This is a genomic window from Nocardia sp. NPDC001965, assembly GCF_053594175.1.
In genome coordinates this window covers 119,030-141,260 of sequence record NZ_JBSFDZ010000017.1, presented here as the reverse complement: position 1 = coordinate 141,260, position 22,231 = coordinate 119,030, and the positions used below count along the sequence as shown (strand labels likewise).

The window sequence follows — 22,231 nt, the reverse complement described above, 5'->3', positions numbered from 1 at the left end:
TACGACGTGACCGGGGATCGGCATTGGAGAGACGCGGTCATGTTGTGCGAAGCCTGGTTCCGTGGCCGCAACGATATCGGGGTCCCGCTGCTCGAAACCGGCTGGTCATCAGGGGTAGGTATCCAGTCCAGGGGGGTCGCAAGCTCTGTGAGGTTGCTCAATCGGCACTAATTCTTGTTACGACCCTGGTGCGGTGGTGATCGGCTGTGCATCGATCAGATCTTCGACCAGGCGGCGAAAAGCAGGACACTGGGTGAGCGTCTCGGCTTCGCAGTCCATCGCGTGCTCGATCATCTGTTGTGACGCGAGCGCCGCGGCAATGTGATCGGCCAACTTCGCATGCTGGTCGGCCAGGATGCGGCGGCGAGCAGCGCGGCTCGGTGCGTCCAGCCACTCGCGTAACTGCTCCAGGCTCAGGCCCGCTGCCTTACCCCGCACGATCATAGCGACGCGGAGCACATGGTCCTGGTTGTACTTTCGCCTACCGTTCACCCGCTCTGCGGGGAGCAGCAGCCCCACCGATTCCCAATGGCGCAGTACATGTGTGGCGAGATCGAAGCGGGTTGCCAGCTCGCCGATCGTGAGGTGGTCGGTCGCGGGTCGGTCGGGTCGCCGCTCCGACTCGGCTATTGACTTCATGTTGACATTAACATGCAGAGTGGTCCGTGCTGTCAAGCGATGACATCACAAGGAGGACCGAGTGTTCGAGGTAATCATTGTCGGAGCCGGCCCGGCGGGACTGTCGGCCGCGCTGTCCCTGGGGCGCGTCCACCGGCGCGTCCTGGTGCTGGATTCCGGGTCGGGACGCAATGCGCCGGCTGCTGCGGTCCACAACTTCGTGACCCGGGACGGCGTCGCCCCGGCAGAATTCCGAGCGATCGGACGTGCCCAGTTGGCGTCCTACCCGACCGTCGAAGTGTGTGATGCCGAGGCGGTCGAGGCCGAACCGTTCGCCGAGGGGTACGGCTTCACCGTGCGGACCGCCGATGGCGCCGAGTACCTGACCAACCGGCTGCTGTTGGCCAGCGGGATGGTCGACCGATTGCCGACGATCCCTGGTCTGGCGCCCCTGTGGGGCCTGTCGGCCTTCCACTGCCCGTACTGCCACGGGTTCGAGATCAGCGGACAGTCGATCGCTGTCCTGGGTGGTGGACCGGATCGGATCCGACTGGCCCTGCATCTGAGCAGGTTCAGCAGCGATGTCGTGCTGTGCACCAACGGCCCGGCCGACCTCGCGTCGCCGGCGGCGCAGGTACTGTCCAGCGCGGGTGTGCCCGTCCGTTGCGGACCGATCACCGGGCTCGAAGCGACGGGTCCGAAGCTCGAAGCCCTCGCCTTTGCGGAAGGCCCGGTACTGCCGCGTGACGTGGTGTTCGTCAAAAGCTCGCCGGCGCAACGCTCTCCACTGCCGAGCCTGCTCGGCTGCGGCGTGTTCCCCGACGCGACCGTCGAGGTGAGTGAGTTCCATCAGACCAGCGTGCCCGGGGTGTACGCCGCCGGTGACATGGCCCGACGGGCGACCGTGCCCATACCCTTCTCCGCGGTGATCGCGGCGGCCTCCGCCGGGACCGTCGCTGCGGGGGCCATCGATCAAGACCTGCTGAGTGCGGACTTCGACCTGTCGAACCCTTTTGCTGTACAGGAGCGCTGACCCATGGCAACAACCACTTCCGGGACAGCGCCGGCCGTGCCGACCGGCAGTGTTGCGCTCGCTGCTGCCGGCCTCGGCCTCGGCATGCTGCTGTCGGTGCTGGATCAGACCATCGTCAGTATCGCGCTACCGGACATCGCGGCCGATCTGGGCGATATCGGCTCATTGAGCTGGATCGTGACCAGCTACATCCTCGCATCCACGGCGACCGGCGCACTGTATGGAAAGCTCAGCGACCGGTTCGGTCGACGACCTGTATTTCTCGCCGCTGTCGCTGTATTCACCGTCGCATCGGCACTGTGCGGGATGGCGGATTCGCTCATCCAACTGGTGGTGTTCCGTACCCTCCAGGGCATCGGTGCGGGCGCTCTGTTCACGATCCCGACGATCGCCCTGGCCGAATTGTTCCCGGTCGAGCTACGCGGCCGGGTCCAGGGTGCGGTGGGCGGAATCTTCGCCCTGGCCGCGGTGGGCGGTCCGCTCGTCGGCGGGGTCATCACCGATGCAGCGGGTTGGCGTTGGATCTTCTATGTCAATGTTCCGCTCGGTCTACTGTCGATGATTCTGGTCTGGATTGCGCTACGGCTGCCACGCAGTGCGCACACTGTGCGGTTGGATATCGGCGGGTCGTTGTTACTTGTCGGCGTAGTCGTCGGGGTGCTGCTGATCACCGAGTGGATCGGCGGCATCCATTCAGGTGGTGTCGGTCCGATCCTGGCCCCAACGGTGGCCGTGGCGATATTACTGGCCGGTTTCATCCGGCGGGAACGGCGTTTCAGCGATCCGGTACTGCCGATGCACCTCTTCACCACCCGGGCGACCGGCGTGGTCCTCGCCGCGACCCTGTTGCTCGGCGCGCTGATGTACGCGTCGATCGTCTACCTGCCGACCTACCTACGCAGTGCGTTCGATATGAGCGCGACGGAAGCCGGGCTGGCTTTGAACCCGTATGTCATCGCATTCATGATCGCCTCGTTTTTGTCGGGCAGTATCGCCGGTAAGACGGGTCGATACCGCGCCTTCATCTCCGCCGGCGCTGCGGTCATCGTGATCGGGCTCGTGTTGCTGAGCCTGCTCGACGCCGAGTCCGGCTATCTTGTAGTCGCGTCGAGCTTGCTCGTGCTGGGTATCGGTGTCGGGATGATTCTGCAACTGTTGGTTACCGTTGCGCAGAACAGCGTCGCGGCAGCAGATCTCGGCGCGGTGACCTCCGCGGTTTTGTCCGTGCGCGGACTCGGTATGTCTTTGGGGATTGCGATCTACGGCAGCATTCTCGGTCACCAGTTGTCCGGGCAGCCGGTGCACCCGGCAACAACCGCCGACGCCATTCCGGACATGCTGCTCTGGGCGCTTCCGCCAGCGCTGGTACTGCTCCTGCTGACCCTGCTGCTTCGCGATCGCCTCCCAGCGAAGGGAGAACTCGTCCGAGCCGTCGCTGCAGAATCGGGTTCTGAATCGCACCCCGGATGATTCGGTCGCTCCGCGCTGCAGCGTTCGAGTCCGACGATATAGGCGAGGTCGACGGCCACGACGAGTTCGAGTGCTGAAGCTGCCGACCCGGCCGTATCCGGCTGGGTCGGCACGGAAACGGTCGCCGAGGCGGTATCGAGCTCTGTGCCCACAGAGTTTTGCTTCGACCACCTCCGCGGGTAGCTTCGACCGGTCGCCGGCCGCGATCAGCCACCGGCCACCGACCGTCGAAAACCTCCGCTGAACTGCGTAGACATGCTGTGCCCTCGGCAGGACACACAAAACATGGGCAACAGGAAAACGCCTGGTCATCGCGGGTTCGTATCCGATGTGATGATCGCGACGTACAGGTCGGCCGATTGTTTTTCAGGTTCATGGTGCGCGGTCGGATCACCGGTATCCCCATCATCGCCGCCCCGAAAAGCTCCGGTTTCTCGGCGCGCGGGCGAATCGGCTGTCACATTCGGGCGACCTGTTCGGTTCCTGATAGTGCAAGGCGACTCGTCGGCCGATACGGAGGAAAAGATGACGAAGCGGATATTGGTTACCGGCGGTACCGGTCGGCTCGGGCGTGTCCTGGTGCGACAGCTGCTCTGCGGGATTCGCCAGGAGTTCCCGTCTGAGCTGCTTCAGTCGACCCTGGGCGACATCAAAGGCGGCAGCAGTGCGGTCCAGAAAAAGGGTTGGAAGCTGCTGAACGACAATCGTTTCAAGAAGTAAGGTAAGGAGTGCGTTAGTGGCCAAGAGCCCATACATCGCCATCACACTGTTCAAGTTCACCTCCGACGCTCCGGACTACGTGCCCCTGTACAGGGAGGATGTGACCCTTCTGTACGCGGACACCGAAGCGGAAGCGCGAGAACTCGCCGAGAAGAACTTCCGGAGCGACGCGGAGACCTACAAAAACGAAGCCGGCTACAACGTAACCGTCACTCCGACGGCATTGATCGACGTCGTGGCCGCATTGATCGACGACCTGTCCGAGGGCGGTGACTTGTATTCACGCCACTTCCATGACTTCGAGTCCTACTCGAAGTGGGAGCCAATGCTCAACGACTGAGTTTCCGACAATGACGTGATGACTATCGGTCGTGGGCGGCCGCCGCGGACACGTTCCCGGCACAGCCCACGACCATCGTCGTTTCAAGAGCCTCTGGGGCCATTGTTCGTCTCCGGTCTGCTCGACCGCGGACACGCTCCGAACACGAGAATCTGACCCGGTGGACCCGAACAACAGCGTGCCACGTCGAATGCTGTAGCAGAGCAAGTTTCGAACCGGCTCGCCACATCGACGAACAGACGGTGCAGGACGCGCCGGAGCAGGGAGGACTCAAATGCTGATGGATGTATCGGCGGTTCAGGGCATCGCCAGGGCCCTGGCCGCCGGGGATGCGGCTTGTGGTGCGCAAGGAACGACCACATCCGGGGGCGCAGTTCCCCGGCCGGTGTGGCTGGTCTCGAATCCCACAGGCGTGTCGGAAACGCGCTGTGCTGCATCATTGAGCGTCCAGTCGTCGTCGCCGAGGTCGTCGAGAGCAGGCAGATGACCCGGCCGCTCTGACCGCAGTCGCAACCCGCATCGGATACGGCGCCAACGCCCGCCACGGCCGGGCGTTGCTGCGGACGCGCGTCACGGGCAGCGGTGCCAGCCTGCTGTTGTGTTGTCTGACGAGACTCCGACCGCGAAGATGCATCACACCTCAGGGCTACGGCAGGACCGTGCGGGGCGTCCCCGAAGTCGGTGGTCGGGCATGACCATTTCTCCGTTGGGCGCGCGTTCCCATGTTGGCTGTGCCCTATACGGCACACGGGCCAATGCGACTGACCTGCGGTTTTGTAATTCAGGCTCGTCAGGATCGCAAGGGCGAAGCCGCTGAACTGCGGAAACCTGTCGCAGGTTTGTGCCCTCGGCAGGATTCGAACCTGCGACACCCGCTTTAGGAGAGCGGTGCTCTATCCCCTGAGCTACGAGGGCGTGACCTTCGGAATTCGTGGCGGAGTTCCGGGTGGTCAGTCCTCGGCCACGAGGTTCGCGTCGGTCGCGGTCCGAGGCGGGCGCCGGGCGCGCGAATCGGACCCTGGAAGTCTACGACAACCTCCCGGCCGGTAGCGCGATGGGTGAGGTGCGGGCGGGCGACCGGTTGTCCGGGCGTCAGGTCAGCGGGCAGATATCGAACCGGTCGAATTCGCTGCCGCACTGCCAGGAGTTGAGGCCGACCGCGTCACCGGTGAGCGCGGTGGTCCACCAGCCGAGTGGGTGCCGGTCGAGGGCGCCGTCGAAGCGGTAGTAGGCAGTACGCCGCGCGCGGCGTGACAGAAGAAATCACCGACCGGTAGCCCGCCGCCGGGTTCCGGGCGTCGTCCAGGTAGAACCGTACAGTGCCGCCGTCCTCCACGAAGGAGTCACGGGTGCTGTCGGCGCCCTCCGCGGCGAACCACACCTGTCGGATCGACCCGGTGCCCCAGGCCTCGGCGAGGACGAGAGGTTTCGGTCCGCCGGGGGCCGTGGTGGCGGCACACGCCAGGGCGAGTTCCTGTGCCACGCCGACGGTCCGGGTGCCTTCGGCCGATCGGAAACCCGGGGGAGCTGTGAGGTTCCGGCTCGCGGGTCCCGGCTGATCGCTGACGTCCGCCATGACGACTCCTGGCCGGCGCGATCGACGCGCGCCCGGAAATCGGGTTGGGTATCACGCGACCGGAATACGTTGGTGTGCAGCCTCTTTCGATCGGGTCGGTGATATGCCGGTGTTCCGACTGTCCCACGGGCGGCGGGTGTCCGTGCGACGTTCGGCGCGATCGTCACCGATTCCGCCGAACGGTCAGGCGGTGGTGGTGGTTTCGTAGTCGGCGGGGTCGAAACGGCGGGTCTTCCAGCGGTAGAGGATCGTGGCACCCGGCCAGTTGTTGGTGATCCGGCCCGAGGCGTTGCGATACCAGCTGGAGCAGAAATTCCAGGGGGTGTCCTTCAGGCGCTTCTGTAGCCAGTCGTCCCAGCGCTGCTCGGCTTCCGCGTGGGCTGATACCCCGCGGCCGGGGTGATTGCGCAGGTATTCGACGGCCTGGCGGATGTAGCGGGCCTGCGATTCCAGCATGTAGACGATGGAGCCGGATCCGACATTGGTATTGGGGCCGTACATCATGAACAGGTTGGGGAACTTCGGGACCGAGACGCCGAGGTAGGCGCGAGCGCCCTCGGCGGCCCAGGTGTCGGCGAGTTTGCGGCCGTCGGTGCCGTAGATGTTCATGGGGGCGAGGAATTCGGTGCCCTTGAAACCGGTGCCGTAGATGATGACATCGACTTCGTGGTGGATACCGTCGGCGGTGCGCACACCGGTGGGGGTGATCTCGGTGATGGCGTTGGTCTCCACGGTCACGTTCGGCCGGGCGAGGGCCGGGAAGTAGTCGTTGGAGAACAGGGCCCGTTTACAGCCGGGGGCGTAGTCGGGGGTGAGTTTCTCGCGCAGGATCGGATCGGGAACCTGCCGGGCCCGGTGTCCGTCGGCAACCTTCACCACGGGTTTCTGGATGCCCTGGAGATCGGTGAGGGCGAGCGCCATCACCTCGAAGAACATCCACCAGCCGAAGCGTTCGGCCCAGCGGACCGGGGGGAGGTACTTGAACACGGCGTGATGGCGGGGTTCGTAGGCGGCGTCGGCCTTGGGCAGTACCCAGGCTGCGGAACGCTGGAACAGGGTGAGGTGTTCGGCGAGCGGCTGGATGCGCGGAATGTACTGGATGGCGCTGGCGCCGGTGCCGATGCAGGCGATGCGTTTGCCGGTGAGGTCCGCGGAGTGGTCCCATTCGGCGGAGTGGAAAGCGGGCCCGGCGAAGGTGTCGATACCGGGGATGTTCGGCATGGCCGGCCGGGAGAGCTGGCCGACGGCGGAGATCAAGATGGCGGCGGTGAGCCGGTCGCCGTCGGTGGTGCGGATCTGCCATATCGCGTTCGCCTGGTCGTATTCGGCGTCGCTGATCTCGGTGCCGAAGCGGATATGGCGTTCGAGATCGTATCTGCCGACGACGCGGCGCATGTATTCGTGGATATCGGCCTGTTCGGAGAAACGGCGGGGCCAGTCGGAGCGTGGCTCGAAGGACCAGGAGTACAGCGGGGACGGTACGTCGCAGGCCGCGCCCGGGTAGGTGTTCTCCCGCCAGACGCCGCCGAGGTCCTGGGCGCGTTCGACGATGGTGAAATCCCGTACGCCCGAACGCAGCAGTTCCAATCCCATACCGAGCCCGCCGAACCCGGCCCCGATGATGACGATCGACGGCGATGGCGTCGGCGATGACGATGACATGTTCTCAGAGTAGGTCCGGCGGTAGCCGGTCCGAAGGTAACTGAGGACAGTGAATAGAGATTTTCGGCCAGGAAATCGGGCCGCCGGGGGGCGATGCGCGTGCATATGTAAGCAAGTGCTCGACACCTTCTGTGGTTCCGGCCGGAAATGCCGAAACCGGTGGTCCGCGGGCTCTGTAGCTGCGGATATTCGTCCCATCAATGGGTCATGAGCCGGGTCTGTGTCTCGTTTGGATGTCATTTCGTTATCTGACTTGGCGGCGGGCCGGATTCCCGGCTATCACAGTGGGGTGCTCGGCGGCGATGGCGCAGTGCCGGTGGCCCGCAGGGGGCGTCGCGGGCATTGCGTCCCATCCCGCCGTCGGGCGCCGATTCTGTCTTCCTACGGCCCCGCGCCGACCGGTGGTGCCGGGGAAGTCCGCTCGTTTCCGTCGACCTTCACCATGCCTGCGTACTCCACGGTAGTGTTCGGCCTGTGATGTGAGTCATGTCCGTTCCTGTGTCTCACAGGACGCGATCGGACTCACGGCACCGTCGCCCGCCGCCCAGATGAGTTAGGGGTATTTCCGATGCTGAGCACCATGATGGACGACCAGCTGTCATTGGCCACGCTGCTGCGTTACGCGTCCACCTTCGTCGGTGATTCCACGGTGTCCACCTGGACCGGGGACGGGGTGCGCACCATGACCTATCGCGAGGTCGGCGCGGATTCCGCCCGGCTGGCCAATGCGCTGACCGACCTCGGCATCGGCGAGGGCGACCGGGTCGGCACCTTCATGTGGAACAACAACGAACATTTCCTCGCCTATATCGCCATTCCCGCCATGGGGGCGGTGCTGCACGCGCTGAACATCCGGCTCTCGGCCGAGCAGTTGATCTACGTCGCCAACCACGCCGAGGACCAGGTGGTGCTGGTGGACGGCAGTCTGGTCCCGCTGTTCGATCAGTATCTGCCGCAGCTGAAGACGGTCCGGCACGTGATCGTGGTCAACGGTGACGTCGCGACCGTGCACGCGCCGGAGGGGGTGACCGTGCACGACTACACCGACCTGCTGGCGAAATACCCCGCGGAATACGACTTCCCGGTGCTCGACGAGCGCACGGCCTCGTCGATGTGCTACACCTCCGGCACTACCGGCGACCCCAAGGGCGTCGTCTACTCGCACCGGTCCAACTGGTTGCACGCCATGCAGGCCACCACGCCCGCGTCGATGGGGATCCGCAACGACGACACCATGCTCGCCATCGTCCCGCTCTTCCACGCCAACGCGTGGGGGCTGCCGTATGTGGCGTTGATGTCCGGCGCGAATCTGCTCATGCCCGACCGGTTCCTGCAGCCGGCGCCGCTGCTGGAGATGATGGAAGCGGTGCGGCCGACGTTCGCGGCGGCGGTGCCGACGATCTGGGGCGGGGTCCTCGCGGGGCTGAATGCCGCCCCGCAGGACATCTCCTATCTGAGCCGGGTCGTGGTGGGCGGTGCGGCCGCGCCGCCGGCGATGATGAAGGCGTTCGAGGAGAAGCACGGTGTCCGGGTGATCCACGCGTGGGGGATGACCGAGACCTCGCCGCTGGGCAGTGTGGCGCAGCCACCGCAGGGCGTGACCGGGGAGGATGTCTGGGCCTACCGGGTCACTCAGGGGCGGTTCCCGGCCGCGGTCTCGGCCCGGCTGGTCGGCGACGCCGGCGACGTGGTGCCCAACGACGGCAGTTCCCTGGGTGAGGTGGAGGTCCGCGGTCCCTGGATCACGGCTTCCTACTATTCACCCGACGGCTCGGACGTGGATCCGAGCAAGTTCGACGACGGCTGGCTGCGTACGGGTGATGTGGGCAAGATCAGCCCGGACGGCTACCTGACTCTCGTCGACCGGTCCAAGGACGTGATCAAGTCCGGCGGCGAATGGATCTCCTCGGTGGATCTGGAGAACGCGGTGATGGGCCACCCGGCGGTGGCCGAGGCGGCGGTGGTCGGTATTCCGGACGAGAAGTGGGACGAGCGTCCGCTGGTGGCGATCGTGGTGGCCGAGGGTGCGACGGTGGAGCCGGCAGAACTGCGGGAGTTCCTCGCGGACCGCTTCGCGAAATGGCAGCTGCCGGAATACTGGGCCTTCATCACCGAGGTGCCCAAGACCAGCGTGGGCAAATTCGACAAGAAGCGGCTGCGGGCCCAGCACGCGGACGGTGAGCTGACCGTCGCGACTGTTCGCTGACGGTTTCCTGGCTGTCGCACGCGGTCCCCGGCGCGAATTCGCGCCGGGGACCGGTGTTGTCAGCAGTTGCGCAGTTCCGGACTCTGGTTGAGCAACTGGTTGCGGGGACTGATGAACCGGCTGTAGGTCTCGCCGCCGACCGCCGACAGCGGGAACGCCGCCACCCGGTGGCAGTTCTGGAAAGCCAGCTTCACGCCGAAATGCCGTTCCAGCCCGCCTCGGATGGCATCCGAGGCCAGGGCACGGAGCAGCTGACCGCGTGCCGTCTCGTCGGGCGGTGCCACCTCGTTATCGGCGAATTCCGCGGTGCCCGAACCCAGTTCGCTCGCGACCCGGCTCACGACCTCCCAGGCATAGGGCAGCGAGGTACGGACACATTCGACGAATTCGGCGTCGGTGACATCACCGCGTTCGGCACGTTCCAGCAGAGCGGTGGGGACATCTAAGGACACGGCGACCTCCTGGGGTCAACTCGTCTTCGGCTGAGGGTGCGGGAAGCCCGCGTGCAGATCTGCCGGGTCGAGTCTAATCGAAATTGGTTGTCAATAGCAGTGGATTGAGCGCGAAAGTCGTTAGAGGGGTGAAACTTTCGGAGGGTAGCGAGTCCGTTGCCGGGCGGGTGACCGGGACTGCAAGAAGTGGGGAGAATGTCCTTTTTCGGGTCATACGGTCGTCGTGGGATGGGGTTGCCGGGGGGTGTCCGGGTCGGTCCCGGGGGTGTGGAACCGAGGCGCAAATATTACGAAAAAGGCAGTGTTCACAACTTGGCCGGCGGACTGTATTACCCATCTGAACTGGCCGTTCACCGGAAAGGTTGCGATATGGTCACGGGCCGGTAGAGTTACCGTCACAACGGATGCCGAAACGTTACGTTCAGCCGGCTGGAGTAGCCGGATCCGCGTACGGCGTTCGTGACCCTGATGATCGGATAGCGAGGACGGACCTTTGGCGCACCATCGATTAGGCCCCAGCTCCATCACCGTTATGAGCCTGATCGGTGACGAGGTGCAGGTCCGTCCCCGGCGCCATCGCGCGGATGCCACCGCGGCCGAAAAGGTACGTGCCGCAGCCGGAGCCGCCGTCGCGGCCGGCGCACTGATCGGCACCGCCTCCCAGGTCGCGCCCGCCATCGCCTATGCCGCGCCGTTGCTGCCCGGCGGCGGAAACGACGAAGCCGTGAAGGCCGAGGTCGCACCCGTGGCAGACGCGGTGGCCCCGGCCGCCGCGCGGATGGCCCAGGCGGCGCCGGTCGCCGACACCCAGCCCGCGCCGGTGCAGGCCGCGCCGGTCGCGGCACCGGCCCCCGCGCCGTTCGGTCTCCAGAATCTCCCGCCCGAGGTCGCCGCCCCGCTGACCCAGGCCGAGCAGACGCTGAAACAACTGCACCAGCAGATCGCCCCCGCGGCCGCGGTCCGGCCGGTCGCCGGTGTCGTCAGTTCCACCTACGGCAGCCGCTGGGGCGCCATGCACTACGGTGTCGACTTCGCCGATACACTCGGCGCGCCGATTCATTCGGTGTCCTCCGGCACCGTGATCGAAGCCGGTCCGGCGTCGGGATTCGGAATGTGGGTCCGGGTACTGCACGATGACGGGACCATCGGCGTCTACGGGCACGTCAACGATATCTACGTCAGCGAGGGACAGCGGGTGAACGCGGGTGATGTGATCGCCACCGTCGGCAACCGCGGACAGTCCACCGGCCCGCATCTGCATCTGGAGATCTGGGACCAGGGTGGTAACAAGATCGATCCGATGCCTTGGATGTTGTCGAAGGGGGTGCCACTGGAGTGGGGACCCTCGCACTGAGATCGACAGAATCGCTCGACCGTCCGATGCTTGCCACCCCCACCGGGTTGCAGGCAGAACTGCGAACCCCCGGCGTGACCGAACTGGCGGATATCTTCGAACCCGATTCGATCCACGGTCGCGTATACGCGGCCCTGGTCCATCGGCCGCGCTCGGGTCTCGCCGATATCGCACGGCACACCGGGTTGTCCGAGAACGAGGTCGGGAACGCGCTCGACGAACTGTGTGGATTGCGCGCGGTCATCCGGCTCACCGACCCGGACGGCACCCCGCGCTGGGACGCGCACGCGCCGGAATCGCTCTCCGAAGCCGAGGCTCGGCGGCGCCGCCAGGAGATCAGCACCATGCACGCGGCCGCGGCGCGGCTCAGCGAGACCTTCCGTTCCGTTCGGCGCTCGCAGGGCTGGAACGGCGTGATCTCCCCGGTGTTCGAACGTGCCGAACTACTCGCCGATTTCGAAGCCCTGCACGCGAACGCGGATACATCGGTGAAGATGGTCGAGCGCAGCCCGCATTTGAGCGACCCCGAGCGCGACACCCGCATCGCCGAGCTCAAACAGGCCCGGATGGCCGAGGGGGTGCGCTATCGGATCCTGTACCAGGACACGATCTACCAGGATGCGGACCGCCTGCGGCACACCCTGGCCACCAACGCCCGTGGCGCGCAGGCGCGCACCCTGCCCGATCCGCCGTTCAAACTCATCATCGCCGACGACGAACGCGCCAGTCTGGTGTTGCACACCGACGAACGCCGTCCCGATCCGATGGCGCTGCGGATCAACGGGTCACCGCTACTGGATATGTTGATCCGTAGTTTCGATGTGTTGTGGACGCTGTCCGCGCCGATCTCGGTGCAGCCGGAAGCCGACGAACTCGACGAACGCGATCGCGCGATCCTCACCATGATGGGGATGGGCGCGACCGACGATACGATCGCTCGCCGGTTGGGCATGTCCCGGCGTACCGTGGTCCGCCGCACCGCGCGCCTGCTGGAAAGGCTCGGCGCCAGCACCCGGTTCCAGGCCGGGGTACAGGCGATCCGGCGCGGCTGGCTGTGAAGCGGGTCGCCTGCCGGGTGCCGGCGCCCGCACCGGCCGACCGGGGGTAGCCGGCGCCGATCCGCGGTGCGATTCCGGGAACCTTCGGCGGCTCCCGGGAGGCTCGTTCCCCGGACAGCGGGCGGGGGCACTCCCGAATATGATGGCCACACCGCGCCGGCCCGATCGATATGCCCTTCCGCCCCCAGGGCACGCATGAGGCCGGGTTCCGGCTCGATGCGAGAGGTGAACGCACCCGAATGCAAACTGCCCGCCGTCCTTTCAGTGTCACCCGACGGCGCCGTTCGGGCAGTCCGCTGTTCGCACAGCTGCTGACAGCCGCGGTCGAATCCGCGGCCGCCGAGGTGGCGATCCGGTTCAATCCGACAGGCCGGCCCGGCGACCAACAGGAGATGACCTACCGGGAACTCGACGAAGCCTCCTCACAGCTCGCCCGGGAACTGATCGAACGCGGAATCGGGCCCGGTGACGTGGTGGCGATCGGGCTCGCGCGCAGCCCCGAATCGGTACTGGCGGTCTGGGCGATCGCGAAAGCCGGTGCCGCGCATCTGCCGGTCGACCCGGCGCTCCCCGGCGACCGCATCGACCGGATCGCCGCCGGCTCCGGTGCGGCCCTCGGCCTGACCACCTCCCGGCACCGATCCGCCCTCGGCCGGTCGCTGTACTGGATGGAATTGGACGACCCGGTGCAGTCGGCCCGGATCGCCCGGCGGCCCCGCCACCCCATCTCCTACGCCGACCGGGTCCGGATGCTCGACGAGCGTCATCCCGCCTATATCGCGCACACCTCGTGCCCCGCCGGCGATCCGGTCGCAGTGGTGGTACCGCACAGCGGGCTGGCACCGGTGGTCGCGGCGGCCACCGATCTCTACGGGATCACCAGCGATTCCCGGGTGACGCATATGTGTTCCCCGAACACCGACGTCTCTGTGCTGGAACTACTGCTGACCTTCACCACCGGCGCGACATTGGTGATCGTCCCCGCCGGTGTACTCGGCGGGCGGGATATCACCGAGCTGCTGGCCAGGGAGCGGGTGACCCATATGATCACCACCCCGGCCGCGCTGGAAGCCGTCGATCCGGCGGGGCTCACCGAGCTGCAGAGTGTGGCGGCGATCGCCGCGGAGTTCGACCCGGAACTGGTTCGCCGCTGGGCGCACGGGCGCAGCGTTCTCATCTCCTACGGTTCCACCGAGACCACCGTCCTCGCGACCGGCGACGGCGCCGTGAACCCGGGGGAGACGCTCACCGTCGGTACCGCGCTGCACGGGTTCGGTGCCTTCGTGCTCGATACCCGGTTGCGGCCGGTGCCGCCGGGGACGGCCGGTGAGCTCTACCTGTCCGGTCCGGCGCTGGCACACGGCTACCTCGACCGGCCCGGTCTCACGGCACAGCGTTTCGTGTCCTCGCCGTTCGGCGCCGACCCGGCCGGGCCAGGGGCCCGGATGTACCGGACCGGCGCGCTGGTACGCCGGATCCGGACATCGCGCGGCGAAGAGATCGAATATCTGGGCCGTGCCGATTCGCCGGTGCCGTCGCCCGGTATCGAAGCCGGCGAAATCGACAGTTCGCGTCACCCGCTCCCTGCTCCCCCCTCCCCGCTTCCCGGGGGTCGCCGTCCGGTCGCGCCCGGCCGTCCGGCGCCGGTCGCCCCCGCGTCCGATACGCCGCCACGCGCCCACTGGGCGGCGCGACCGGGCGGGCCCGGTCGCACGGTCGCACCGGTGCCCCCACCCGGGCCGCCGGTTTCGCGCGCACCGTCCGGTGAGCCGGAGGTCCGGCTGGCCGCCCTGTTCGCCGAGGTGCTCGGGTGCGATCACATCGGGGCCGACGATCCGTTCACCGCGCTCGGCGGAGACCACGCATCGGCTGTCCGGCTGGTGGAGCGCGCGAGTTCGACGGGTATCCGGTTCACACCGCGGGATGTGTTCGAATACCGGACGGTCGCCGGGTTGGCCGAGGTAGCAGTGTTCGGGAAAGCCCCGGGGGCGGTTCCGGCGGAGCTGCCCGGCGGCGGCACCGGGCCGATACCGCCGACTCCGATCCTGGCCGAGTATCTGGCCGGGGGCGTGCATTCCGGTTTCGCGCAGACGGTGGTGCTGGCCCTGCCGGAGGGGATCGATCGTGCCGGGCTGGCCGCAACACTGGGTGCCGTGCTGAGCCGGCACGAGATGTTGCGGGCCCAGCTGGTGGCCGAGGACGGGCGGTACCGGCTGGAAGTTCCCGATCTCGGGCCGGTCGCGGTGACCGCGCGGATCTCGGAGGTGGAGGTGCCGGCGGGAGCCCGGGCGGCCGAACTCGCCGACCTCACCGCTTCGGCAATGAATTCCACTGTGGCCCGACTCGATCCGCTGGGTGGCCGGATGCTCGCCGCGACCTGGCTGCGCCGCCCCGAAGCAGCTGACGCGCTGCTGCTCGCGGTGCACCACTATGTGCTGGACGGCCGGTCCTGGCATATCGTCGTCGCGGATCTGATGGCGGCCTGGTCCCAGGTGGTCCGGGGGCGGCGGCCCGTGCTGCCCGCGGTGGGCACCTCGTTCCGGCGCTGGGCACATGCGGTGTCCGAAGCCGCCGCGGCGGCCGGAACCGAACTCGCGCACTGGCGTGAGGTGCTGGCCACTCCTGATCCGCTGCTCGGATCGCGTGCGATCGATCCCACCACCGATACCCGGGCCTCGGTACGCGGATTCACGGTGGAGATCGCCGCGGATATCGGTGAGGTAGTGCGCACCGAGGTCCCCGCGCTGTACCGGACCGGATCCGCCGAACCGCTGCTGGCCGCCCTCGCGCTGGCGGTGCGGAATTGGCGGTCCCGGCGTGGCGTCGACTGCGCGACCACCCGGATCCGGGTCCACGGCGACGGACGCGCGGAATCGATACTGCCCGGGGCAGATCTCGGCCGCACCGTCGGCTCGTTCACCACCGCCTACCCCGTCGCTCTGGACCTCGCCGCCCTGGATCCCCGCGCCGCGCTGGCCGCGGGCCCGGTGACCGCCGCGCTGGTGCGTTCGGTGAAGGAGCAACTCGTCGCGACCGGCCGAGGCATCGATTTCGGGCTGTTGCGCCGCGCGCCGCACGGTACCGGTGAACTCGACGGCGCCGTGGCACAGATCGGCTTCGGCTATCTGGACCGGGTGTTCGACGGTCCGGTGTCCGGAACCGATGGGTCGGCCTGGCTGCCCACAGGCGATCTCGGCGGTTTCGGTACCGAATTCGACCGGGATATGCCGGCCGAGCTGGTGATCGATACCGGTGCCGCCGCCCGGCCCGACGGTGGGATCACATTGTCGTTCGCCTACGCCGCCGAAATCGTCGACGAGCCGGCGGTCCGGGAACTCGCCGACGAATGGCTGGCCGCCGTGAACGCGCTGGCCCGGCATATCAGCGATCCCGCGGCGGGCGGTCTCACTCCGTCGGATCTGCCGTTGGTCCGGGTCGGGCAGGCCGAACTCGACGCCTGGCGCGCGGACCGGCCGGGCCTGGCCGATGTGCTGCCGATGTCGCCGCCGGCGGAGGGTCTGTACTTCCGGTCCCAGTTCACCGTCGACGGACCCGACGACTACGTGATGCTGTTCGCCGTCGAACTCGGCGGTGTGATCGATACGGAGCGATTGCATATCGCCGCGCAGCGTCTGCTCGATCGGCATCCGGTGCTGCGCACCGCATTCGTGCCGGCGTCGGACGGGTCGCCGGTGCAGTTGGTGCTCACCGATGTCGAGTTGCCTTGGCGGGTGGCCGACGATGTCGGCGACTACGAGATCCCGGAGCTGTTGGAGAACGAGCGGCTCATCCGATTTCCCCTCGACACCGCGCCGCTGCTGCGGATCACGCTGTACCGCACGGTCTCCGGCCGGACCCATCTCGTACTGGCCACGCACCGGCTGCTCTTCGACAACAGGTCTTTCCCGATTCTCGTGCGAGATCTGCTGAGCGCTTACGCCGCTCGCGGTGATCTGTCCGCGCTGCGACCGGCCCCGGCATACCGCGACTATCTGCGGTGGCTCTCGGTCCGCGACACCGCGACCGCGCGCACTCGATGGTCGGAGGTGCTGCGCGGAGCCCGGCCGACCGAACTGGCGCCGGTCCTGACTCCGCCCGAGCAGCCGGGAACCGGAATCGGGGAGGTCGATCTCGTCCTCGGCGAGATCGAGGCTGCCGCCATGACGGCCTATGCGGCCGAGGCCGGAGTGCCGACCGGAATCGTGGTGCAGGCCCTGTGGGCGCTGGTGCTGGCCGGCCTGACCGGCGGTACGGACGTCGTGTTCGGGGTGGCGGTACCCGGTCGTCCGCTCGAACTGAACGGCGCGGACGATACGGCCGGACTGTTCGCGAATACGATCCCGGCCCGGGTCCGGTTCGCGACCGAATGGACCGTGCGCGACCTGCTGACCCGTATCCGATCCGAACAGGACGCCCTGGCCGAGCATCACTTTCTGAGCCTCGCCGATCTCGCGCCCGGCGCATCGGGACTCTTCGACACCCTGCTGGTCCACGAACCCCGGCCGGTCGCCGACGAGGTGCTGCGGGTGGCGGACGGGGGAGCCGACGGTCTCGAAGTGCTGGACCTGATCTCGCGGACCTTCACCCACTACCCGGTGACCCTGCTGGTGGAATCGGGGGACCGGTTGGCGCTGCGGTTGTCGTATCGGCGCGATCTCGTGGCCGAACCCGCTGCTCGTGCCCTGTCCGGACTGCTGCACGCGCTGATCGGGCAGCTGCTGGCGGTGCCCTGGTCGCCGGCCTCGGCACCGGTCCAGGACTGGTGGCAGGGTTGCGGCGGACCCGGCGACCACGGTGAGCTGCCCGCGGACCATCCGCGTCCGGAGGTTCCGTCCGGTCGCGTCGGCCAGGTGTCGCGTGAACTGGCTCCGCAGATGCTCGATTCGCTCAACGATATTGCGGCGCGGCAGAACACGACCGCGTTCACGGCGGTGCAGGCGGCACTGGCGATTCTGCTGGCGCGGCTCTCCGGGCACCGGGATATCGTGGTCGGTGCGTTCAGCACCGGCGAATCCGCGCCCGGTCTCTCCGTTCTGCACACCACGCTGGATCCGGCACTTCGCTTCGGCGAACTGATCGCGGCCGCCCGGGACGGCGGCGCGGTGACCGTCGCCGGTCGCGGCGCCGAACGCCTCGGACAGCTGATCGATACCGTGCGAACGGCGGCCGGCCGGCCGCCGTTCCGGGTGCTGCTGGCTTCCGGTGAGGGGCCCGCCAAGCTACCGGACACTCTGGACCTGCGGGTGAACCTGGTCGATACCGGTATCGATACACGGCTGATCTTCACCTACGCCCGCGATCTGTTCGACGCGCCCACCGTAGGCGATCACGCGGACCGGCTGCTGCGGCTGCTGCACGCCGTGGTCGCCGACCCGGGGCTCGTGGTCGGTGATATCGATCTGCTCGCACCCGGCGAACGCGATCTGGTTCTGCGGGAATGGAACAGCGGCGGTGTCCGGGTTCCGGCGGTGACCCTGGTCGATCTCATCGAGGCCCAGGCGCGGCTGCGGCCGCGTGCGCCGGCAGTGCGTTCCGGCGGGACCACCCTGAGCTTCGACGACCTGCTGCGCCGTTCGTATCGGGTGGCGCGTGCCCTGATCGCGGCCGGTGCGGGTCCGGAAACCCTGGTGGCCGTGGCGATGCCGCGGACCGAGGATCTGCCGGTCGCGTTGCTCGGCGTACTGGTTTCCGGTGCGGGCTATCTACCGCTCGACACCACCGACCCCCGGCGGCGGCTGGCCTTCGTTCTCGACGATGCCCGCCCGGTCGCCGTGCTCACCACCGCCGCCGAACACGATGCCCTACCTGCCGGGGACGTGCCGGTGATCCTGCTCGAGGACACCGCGCGCCACTCCGGTGAACCGGTCCGCGACGATGAGCGCCGTGCCCGGTTGCGCCCGGACAACCTGGCCTATGTTCTCTACACCTCCGGTTCGACCGGTCTCCCCAAGGGTGTGGGTGCGGTACACCGGAATGTGGTGGAACTGTTCGCCAACACCCAGCTGCTGTTCGAATTCGACGACGCCGATGTGTGGACCCTGCTCCACTCCTGCGCCTTCGATTTCTCGGTGTGGGAATTGTGGTGCGCGCTGGCCAGCGGCGGTTCGGTGGTGGTGGTCGACCGGCCGGCCACCCGGGCGCCCGAACTGCTGCGCGAACTGCTCGTCCGTGAACAGGTGACGGTCCTCAATCTGACTCCGTCGGCGTTCGACGAATTCGCGGAGGCCGATCGCGTCGCCGCGCTCGACGGCGCGGACGCGCTCGCGCTGCGCTATGTCGTGTTCGGCGGGGAAGCGCTGGATCTGCGCCGGCTGCGGCCCTGGTACGAGCGGCACGGTGGACCCGGTGGGGCCGAAGCCGATTCGCCGTGGCCGGTGAACATGTACGGCATCACCGAGACCACGGTGCACATCTCGTTCCTGGCGCTCGACGAACAACTCGTGGACAGTCCGGCCGGGGTGATCGGCCGGGCGCTACCCGGCTCGGACATATTCGTACTGGACGAGCGGCTGCACCCCGCGCCGGTGGGGGTGCCGGGTGAGATCTATGTGGCGGGAGCGCAACTGACCCGCGGCTATCACGCCCGCCCCGGCTCGACCGCGACCCGGTTCGTGGCCGACCCGTTCGGCCCGCCGGGATCCCGGATGTTCCGGTCCGGCGATATCGCCCGCTGGGCCGGTTTCGGGGGTCGCGCGAATCTGGAGTACGCCGGACGCGGTGATACGCAGGTAAAGGTGCGCGGACACCGGATCGAACTCGGCGAGATCGAAGCCGCGCTGCTGCGCTGTCCCGGGGTGACCCGGGCCGTGGCGCTGCTGGGTGCCGGCGACCGGCTGCTCGGGTATGTGGTGCCGGTCGCGGGCCGAGCGGAGCCTGCCGACCCGGTGCGACTGCGCGAGCAGATCGCGGAATTCCTGCCCGGCCACATGCTTCCCGATACCGTCGTCGTCCTCGACGCACTGCCGTTCACCCCCAACGGAAAACTCGACCGGTCCGCGCTGCCCGATCCGGCCGGGACCGGCGAGGTGCCCTACACCGCGCCGTCGGAGCCGGTCGCGAAGACGGTGGCCGGAGTCTTCGCCGATGTGCTGGGCGCCGAACAGGTCGGCGCCGATCACGATTTCTTCGCCCTCGGCGGGAACTCGCTGACCGCTGTCCGGGCAGTGGCCCGGATCAACGCGGCACTGTCGGCGGAGATCACGGTGCGCACGTTGTTCGACGCACCGACGGTCGGCGCACTTGCCACCCGGGTGGTGCCCCGGGTTCCCACCGAGGTGGAGCGCCCGGTACTGGTGCGCGCGGATCGGCCCGAACGGATTCCGCTGTCGCCGGCCCAGCATCGGATGTGGTTGCGCAACCGGGCCGATCCGGAGTCGGCGGCCGACAATATCGTGCTCACCATCGGTCTGACCGGCGCGCTGGACATCTCCGCGTTGCGCTACGCCCTCTCCGACGTATTGGAACGACACGAGCCGCTGCGTACCTGTTACCCGGCTGATCCGGACGGCCGGCCGTATCAGGAAATACTGCCGGTCGCCCGCGCGGTGCGTGGTGGGCTGGAATCGGTGACCACCGACGATGTGCCCGGCCGGATCGCCGAGATGCTCACGCCCGGTTTCGACATCACCGATCGGGCGCCGATTCGCGGTCTGCTGCTCACCACCGATACCGACGAGCACGTGCTGGCGATGGTGGTGCACAACATCGCCGCCGACGAAGCGTCGTCGATACCGCTGATGCGCGATCTGATGATCGCGTACCGGGCTCGGGTCGGCGGCGAATCGCCACGCTGGTCACCGCTGTCGGTCCAGTACACCGACTACGTCGTCTGGCAGCGCGCGCTCGTGGGTACGGTCACCGACGACAACTCCGTCGCGGCAGTGCAATCGGCGTACTGGCGGGATCGGCTCCGGGGATTGTCCGGGGTACCGGAACTCCCGCTGGATCGGCCACGCCCGGCCCGGCCTTCGATGCGCGGTGGCAGTACCGGTTTCGCGGTGCCGACCGAGGTGCACGAGGCGCTGGACCGGCTGGCGCGCGACCGGGGCGCAACACTGTTCATGGTGTTGCACGCCGCGGTCGGTGTGCTCCTGCACCAGTTGACCGGTGCGGACGATTTCGCCGTGGGTACCCCGGTCGCCCGGCGCGAGGAACGAGTACTCGACGATCTCGTCGGTAGGTTCGCCGATACGGTCACGCTGCGCACCCGGCTCGAATCGGAGCTGCCGTTCGCCGAATTGCTCGACCGGACAAGAGAAATAGATCTGGCGGCGTTCGCGAACGCCGATATCCCGTTCGAACATGTCGCGGAGCTGGTGGTGCCGGAGCGGGGCACCGCGCACGACGCGCTGTTCGGCGTGGTGCTGTCGGTGCGCGACCGGGAACCGGCCGCCCTGGAACTGCCGGGGCTGGTCGTGCGGGCGCCGTATCGCGGTGGGCTCGCCGCGAAATACGATCTGCGAATCGATATCGACCCGGGTCGTGACGCCGACGGCGCCCCCGGTGAACTGCGGGCCGCGCTGACCTATCCCACCGATCTCTTCGACGAGACGACGGTGCGGTCGTTCGGCCGCCGGTTGGCGCGAATCCTGACCGCGGTCGCCGCCGATTCGCGTATCCCCGTGGGCGAGCTGGATATCCCCGATATCGCGGGCCGCCGGCGGGAGATCGTCCCCGCCGATCCGGTCACGCCGACCGCCACCGCGGGGACCGCGCTGGCACAGACCCTCAGCGCATCGGTGGAGGACGAGCCGGACGGCCCCGCTGTGGTGTGGGGCGAATCCGCGGTGACCTATCGCGATCTCGACGCCCGGTCCTCGCGACTGGCGCGGGTGCTGATCGCGCGCGGGTTCGGACCGGGTACCGGCGTGGTCAGCGCACTGGACCGCGGTGTCGACGCGGTAGTGGCCGTCTGGGCGATCCTCAAGGCCGGCGCCACGCTGGTGCCCGCCGACGCTCTGGATATCGCGACGGGTGCCGATCTGATGGTCGAGGCCGGACTGGCCGTCGGGCGGGCTCCGGACGATCCCGCGGTGAAATGGTTGCTGCTCGACGATCCGGTGGTCGCCGGCGAGATCGCCGCCGAATCTCCGCGCCCGGTCACCTATGCGGATCGGGCACGGCCGCTGCGGGGCAGCGATCTGGTGGTGCTCGACGGTACCGGGAGCCTGGTGAGCTACGACCGGATGGCCGCCGCGGTGACCCGGGTGCATTCCGCCACGGAGCTGAACTACGAAGCTCGCACCTTCCGGGCCGGTCGCGGCGACAGTCCGGCGGGACTGCTGGAAATCGTGGCCGCGGGTGCCGCGGGTGCCGCCGTGGTGCTGGTCCAGGAGCCCGGTGCGACCCCGGCGGGTGAATGGGTCACCCATCTGTGGTCCGACGGTGCGAGCCTGGCGATGCTCGACCCGTACGAGCTGGAGGATCTGTTCGTACTCGTGCTGGACGAGGCAGGCCCGCCGGGCGCGGCCTGGGCGGAAATCGGCACGGTGCTGGATCTGCCCTCGCTGCTGGGCGGCTGAGGAACCGGGATGGGAAGGCGGCCGGTATCCGCGGAATGTAGCTGTGCGCGTCCCCGCCCGGTAACCTGCCGGGTGCCATACCGGGTACCGGCGCATTGTGGCAGGCTGCTGTCCAAGCCGCGGCCACGGTAGGGCGCGGCGGTGAAGTGCGACAGGCAGGCGAGGCGGACAGATGGATGCGGTAGTCGGTCAGCGGTGTGACCACCTCCGGAGGGCGGAGT

Annotated in this window: 12 protein-coding genes and 1 tRNA gene; 8 read left to right on the top strand and 5 right to left on the bottom strand. The window is 67.8% G+C overall.

Features of this window, described 5'->3' with window-relative positions:
- Nucleotides 1-177: 177 nt before the first annotated feature.
- Nucleotides 178-639, bottom strand: coding sequence for a MerR family transcriptional regulator (locus tag ACWCPQ_RS23025; RefSeq protein WP_449902124.1), 462 nt, complete (start codon nt 637-639; stop codon nt 178-180).
- Between the two features lie 61 nt (nt 640-700).
- Between ACWCPQ_RS23025 and ACWCPQ_RS23020 the strand changes: the two genes are divergently transcribed.
- The 4 genes from ACWCPQ_RS23020 (at nt 701) to ACWCPQ_RS23005 (ending at nt 4,181) form a co-directional block, all read left to right on the top strand.
- The gene (locus tag ACWCPQ_RS23020; RefSeq protein ID WP_449902123.1) at nt 701-1,651 is read left to right on the top strand and encodes an NAD(P)/FAD-dependent oxidoreductase; all 951 of its coding nucleotides are present in this window, start codon (nt 701-703) and stop codon (nt 1,649-1,651) included.
- A 3-nt stretch (nt 1,652-1,654) separates the two neighbouring features.
- Nucleotides 1,655-3,121 carry an MDR family MFS transporter gene (locus tag ACWCPQ_RS23015; RefSeq protein ID WP_449902120.1) on the top strand — a complete coding sequence of 489 codons (1,467 nt, stop codon included), beginning with the start codon at nt 1,655-1,657 and terminating at the stop codon, nt 3,119-3,121.
- Nucleotides 3,122-3,646: 525 nt separating this feature from the next.
- Complete coding sequence (locus tag ACWCPQ_RS23010; RefSeq protein WP_449902118.1) at nt 3,647-3,841, top strand: hypothetical protein; 195 nt, start codon at nt 3,647-3,649, stop codon at nt 3,839-3,841.
- A gap of 16 nt (nt 3,842-3,857) precedes the next feature.
- Complete coding sequence (locus tag ACWCPQ_RS23005) at nt 3,858-4,181, top strand: DUF4288 domain-containing protein (protein WP_449902115.1); 324 nt, start codon at nt 3,858-3,860, stop codon at nt 4,179-4,181.
- Nucleotides 4,182-5,023: 842 nt separating this feature from the next.
- Here ACWCPQ_RS23005 and ACWCPQ_RS23000 read toward each other — a convergent pair.
- From ACWCPQ_RS23000 to ACWCPQ_RS22990, 3 genes are all read right to left on the bottom strand, one after another.
- A tRNA-Arg gene (locus ACWCPQ_RS23000) sits at nt 5,024-5,096 on the bottom strand.
- A 247-nt stretch (nt 5,097-5,343) separates the two neighbouring features.
- Nucleotides 5,344-5,757, bottom strand: a complete 414-nt coding sequence (locus ACWCPQ_RS22995) for a hypothetical protein (RefSeq protein ID WP_449902113.1) — start codon at nt 5,755-5,757, stop codon at nt 5,344-5,346.
- Between the two features lie 183 nt (nt 5,758-5,940).
- Nucleotides 5,941-7,419, bottom strand: coding sequence for a flavin-containing monooxygenase (locus ACWCPQ_RS22990; RefSeq protein WP_449902112.1), 1,479 nt, complete (start codon nt 7,417-7,419; stop codon nt 5,941-5,943).
- A gap of 568 nt (nt 7,420-7,987) precedes the next feature.
- On the opposite strand from ACWCPQ_RS22990, the gene ACWCPQ_RS22985 reads away from it, so the two are divergent.
- Nucleotides 7,988-9,625: a long-chain fatty acid--CoA ligase gene (locus ACWCPQ_RS22985; protein ID WP_449902109.1), complete on the top strand. Its 1,638-nt coding sequence runs from the start codon at nt 7,988-7,990 to the stop codon at nt 9,623-9,625.
- A 59-nt stretch (nt 9,626-9,684) separates the two neighbouring features.
- On the opposite strand, the gene ACWCPQ_RS22980 is transcribed toward ACWCPQ_RS22985, so the two are convergent.
- A complete protein-coding gene (locus tag ACWCPQ_RS22980) occupies nt 9,685-10,077 on the bottom strand; it encodes an SCO5389 family protein (RefSeq protein WP_449902107.1) in 393 nt (130 codons plus the stop codon).
- Between the two features lie 532 nt (nt 10,078-10,609).
- Here ACWCPQ_RS22980 and ACWCPQ_RS22975 point away from each other — a divergent pair.
- From ACWCPQ_RS22975 to ACWCPQ_RS22965, 3 genes are all read left to right on the top strand, one after another.
- Nucleotides 10,610-11,431 (top strand): M23 family metallopeptidase, encoded by an 822-nt coding sequence (locus tag ACWCPQ_RS22975; protein ID WP_449902105.1) that lies wholly within the window; start codon nt 10,610-10,612, stop codon nt 11,429-11,431.
- A 26-nt stretch (nt 11,432-11,457) separates the two neighbouring features.
- Entirely contained in the window at nt 11,458-12,489 is a 1,032-nt protein-coding gene (locus tag ACWCPQ_RS22970; protein ID WP_449902102.1) for a LuxR C-terminal-related transcriptional regulator, read from the top strand.
- Nucleotides 12,490-12,728: 239 nt separating this feature from the next.
- Nucleotides 12,729-22,010: an amino acid adenylation domain-containing protein gene (locus ACWCPQ_RS22965; RefSeq protein WP_449902100.1), complete on the top strand. Its 9,282-nt coding sequence runs from the start codon at nt 12,729-12,731 to the stop codon at nt 22,008-22,010.
- Nucleotides 22,011-22,231: the final 221 nt, after the last annotated feature.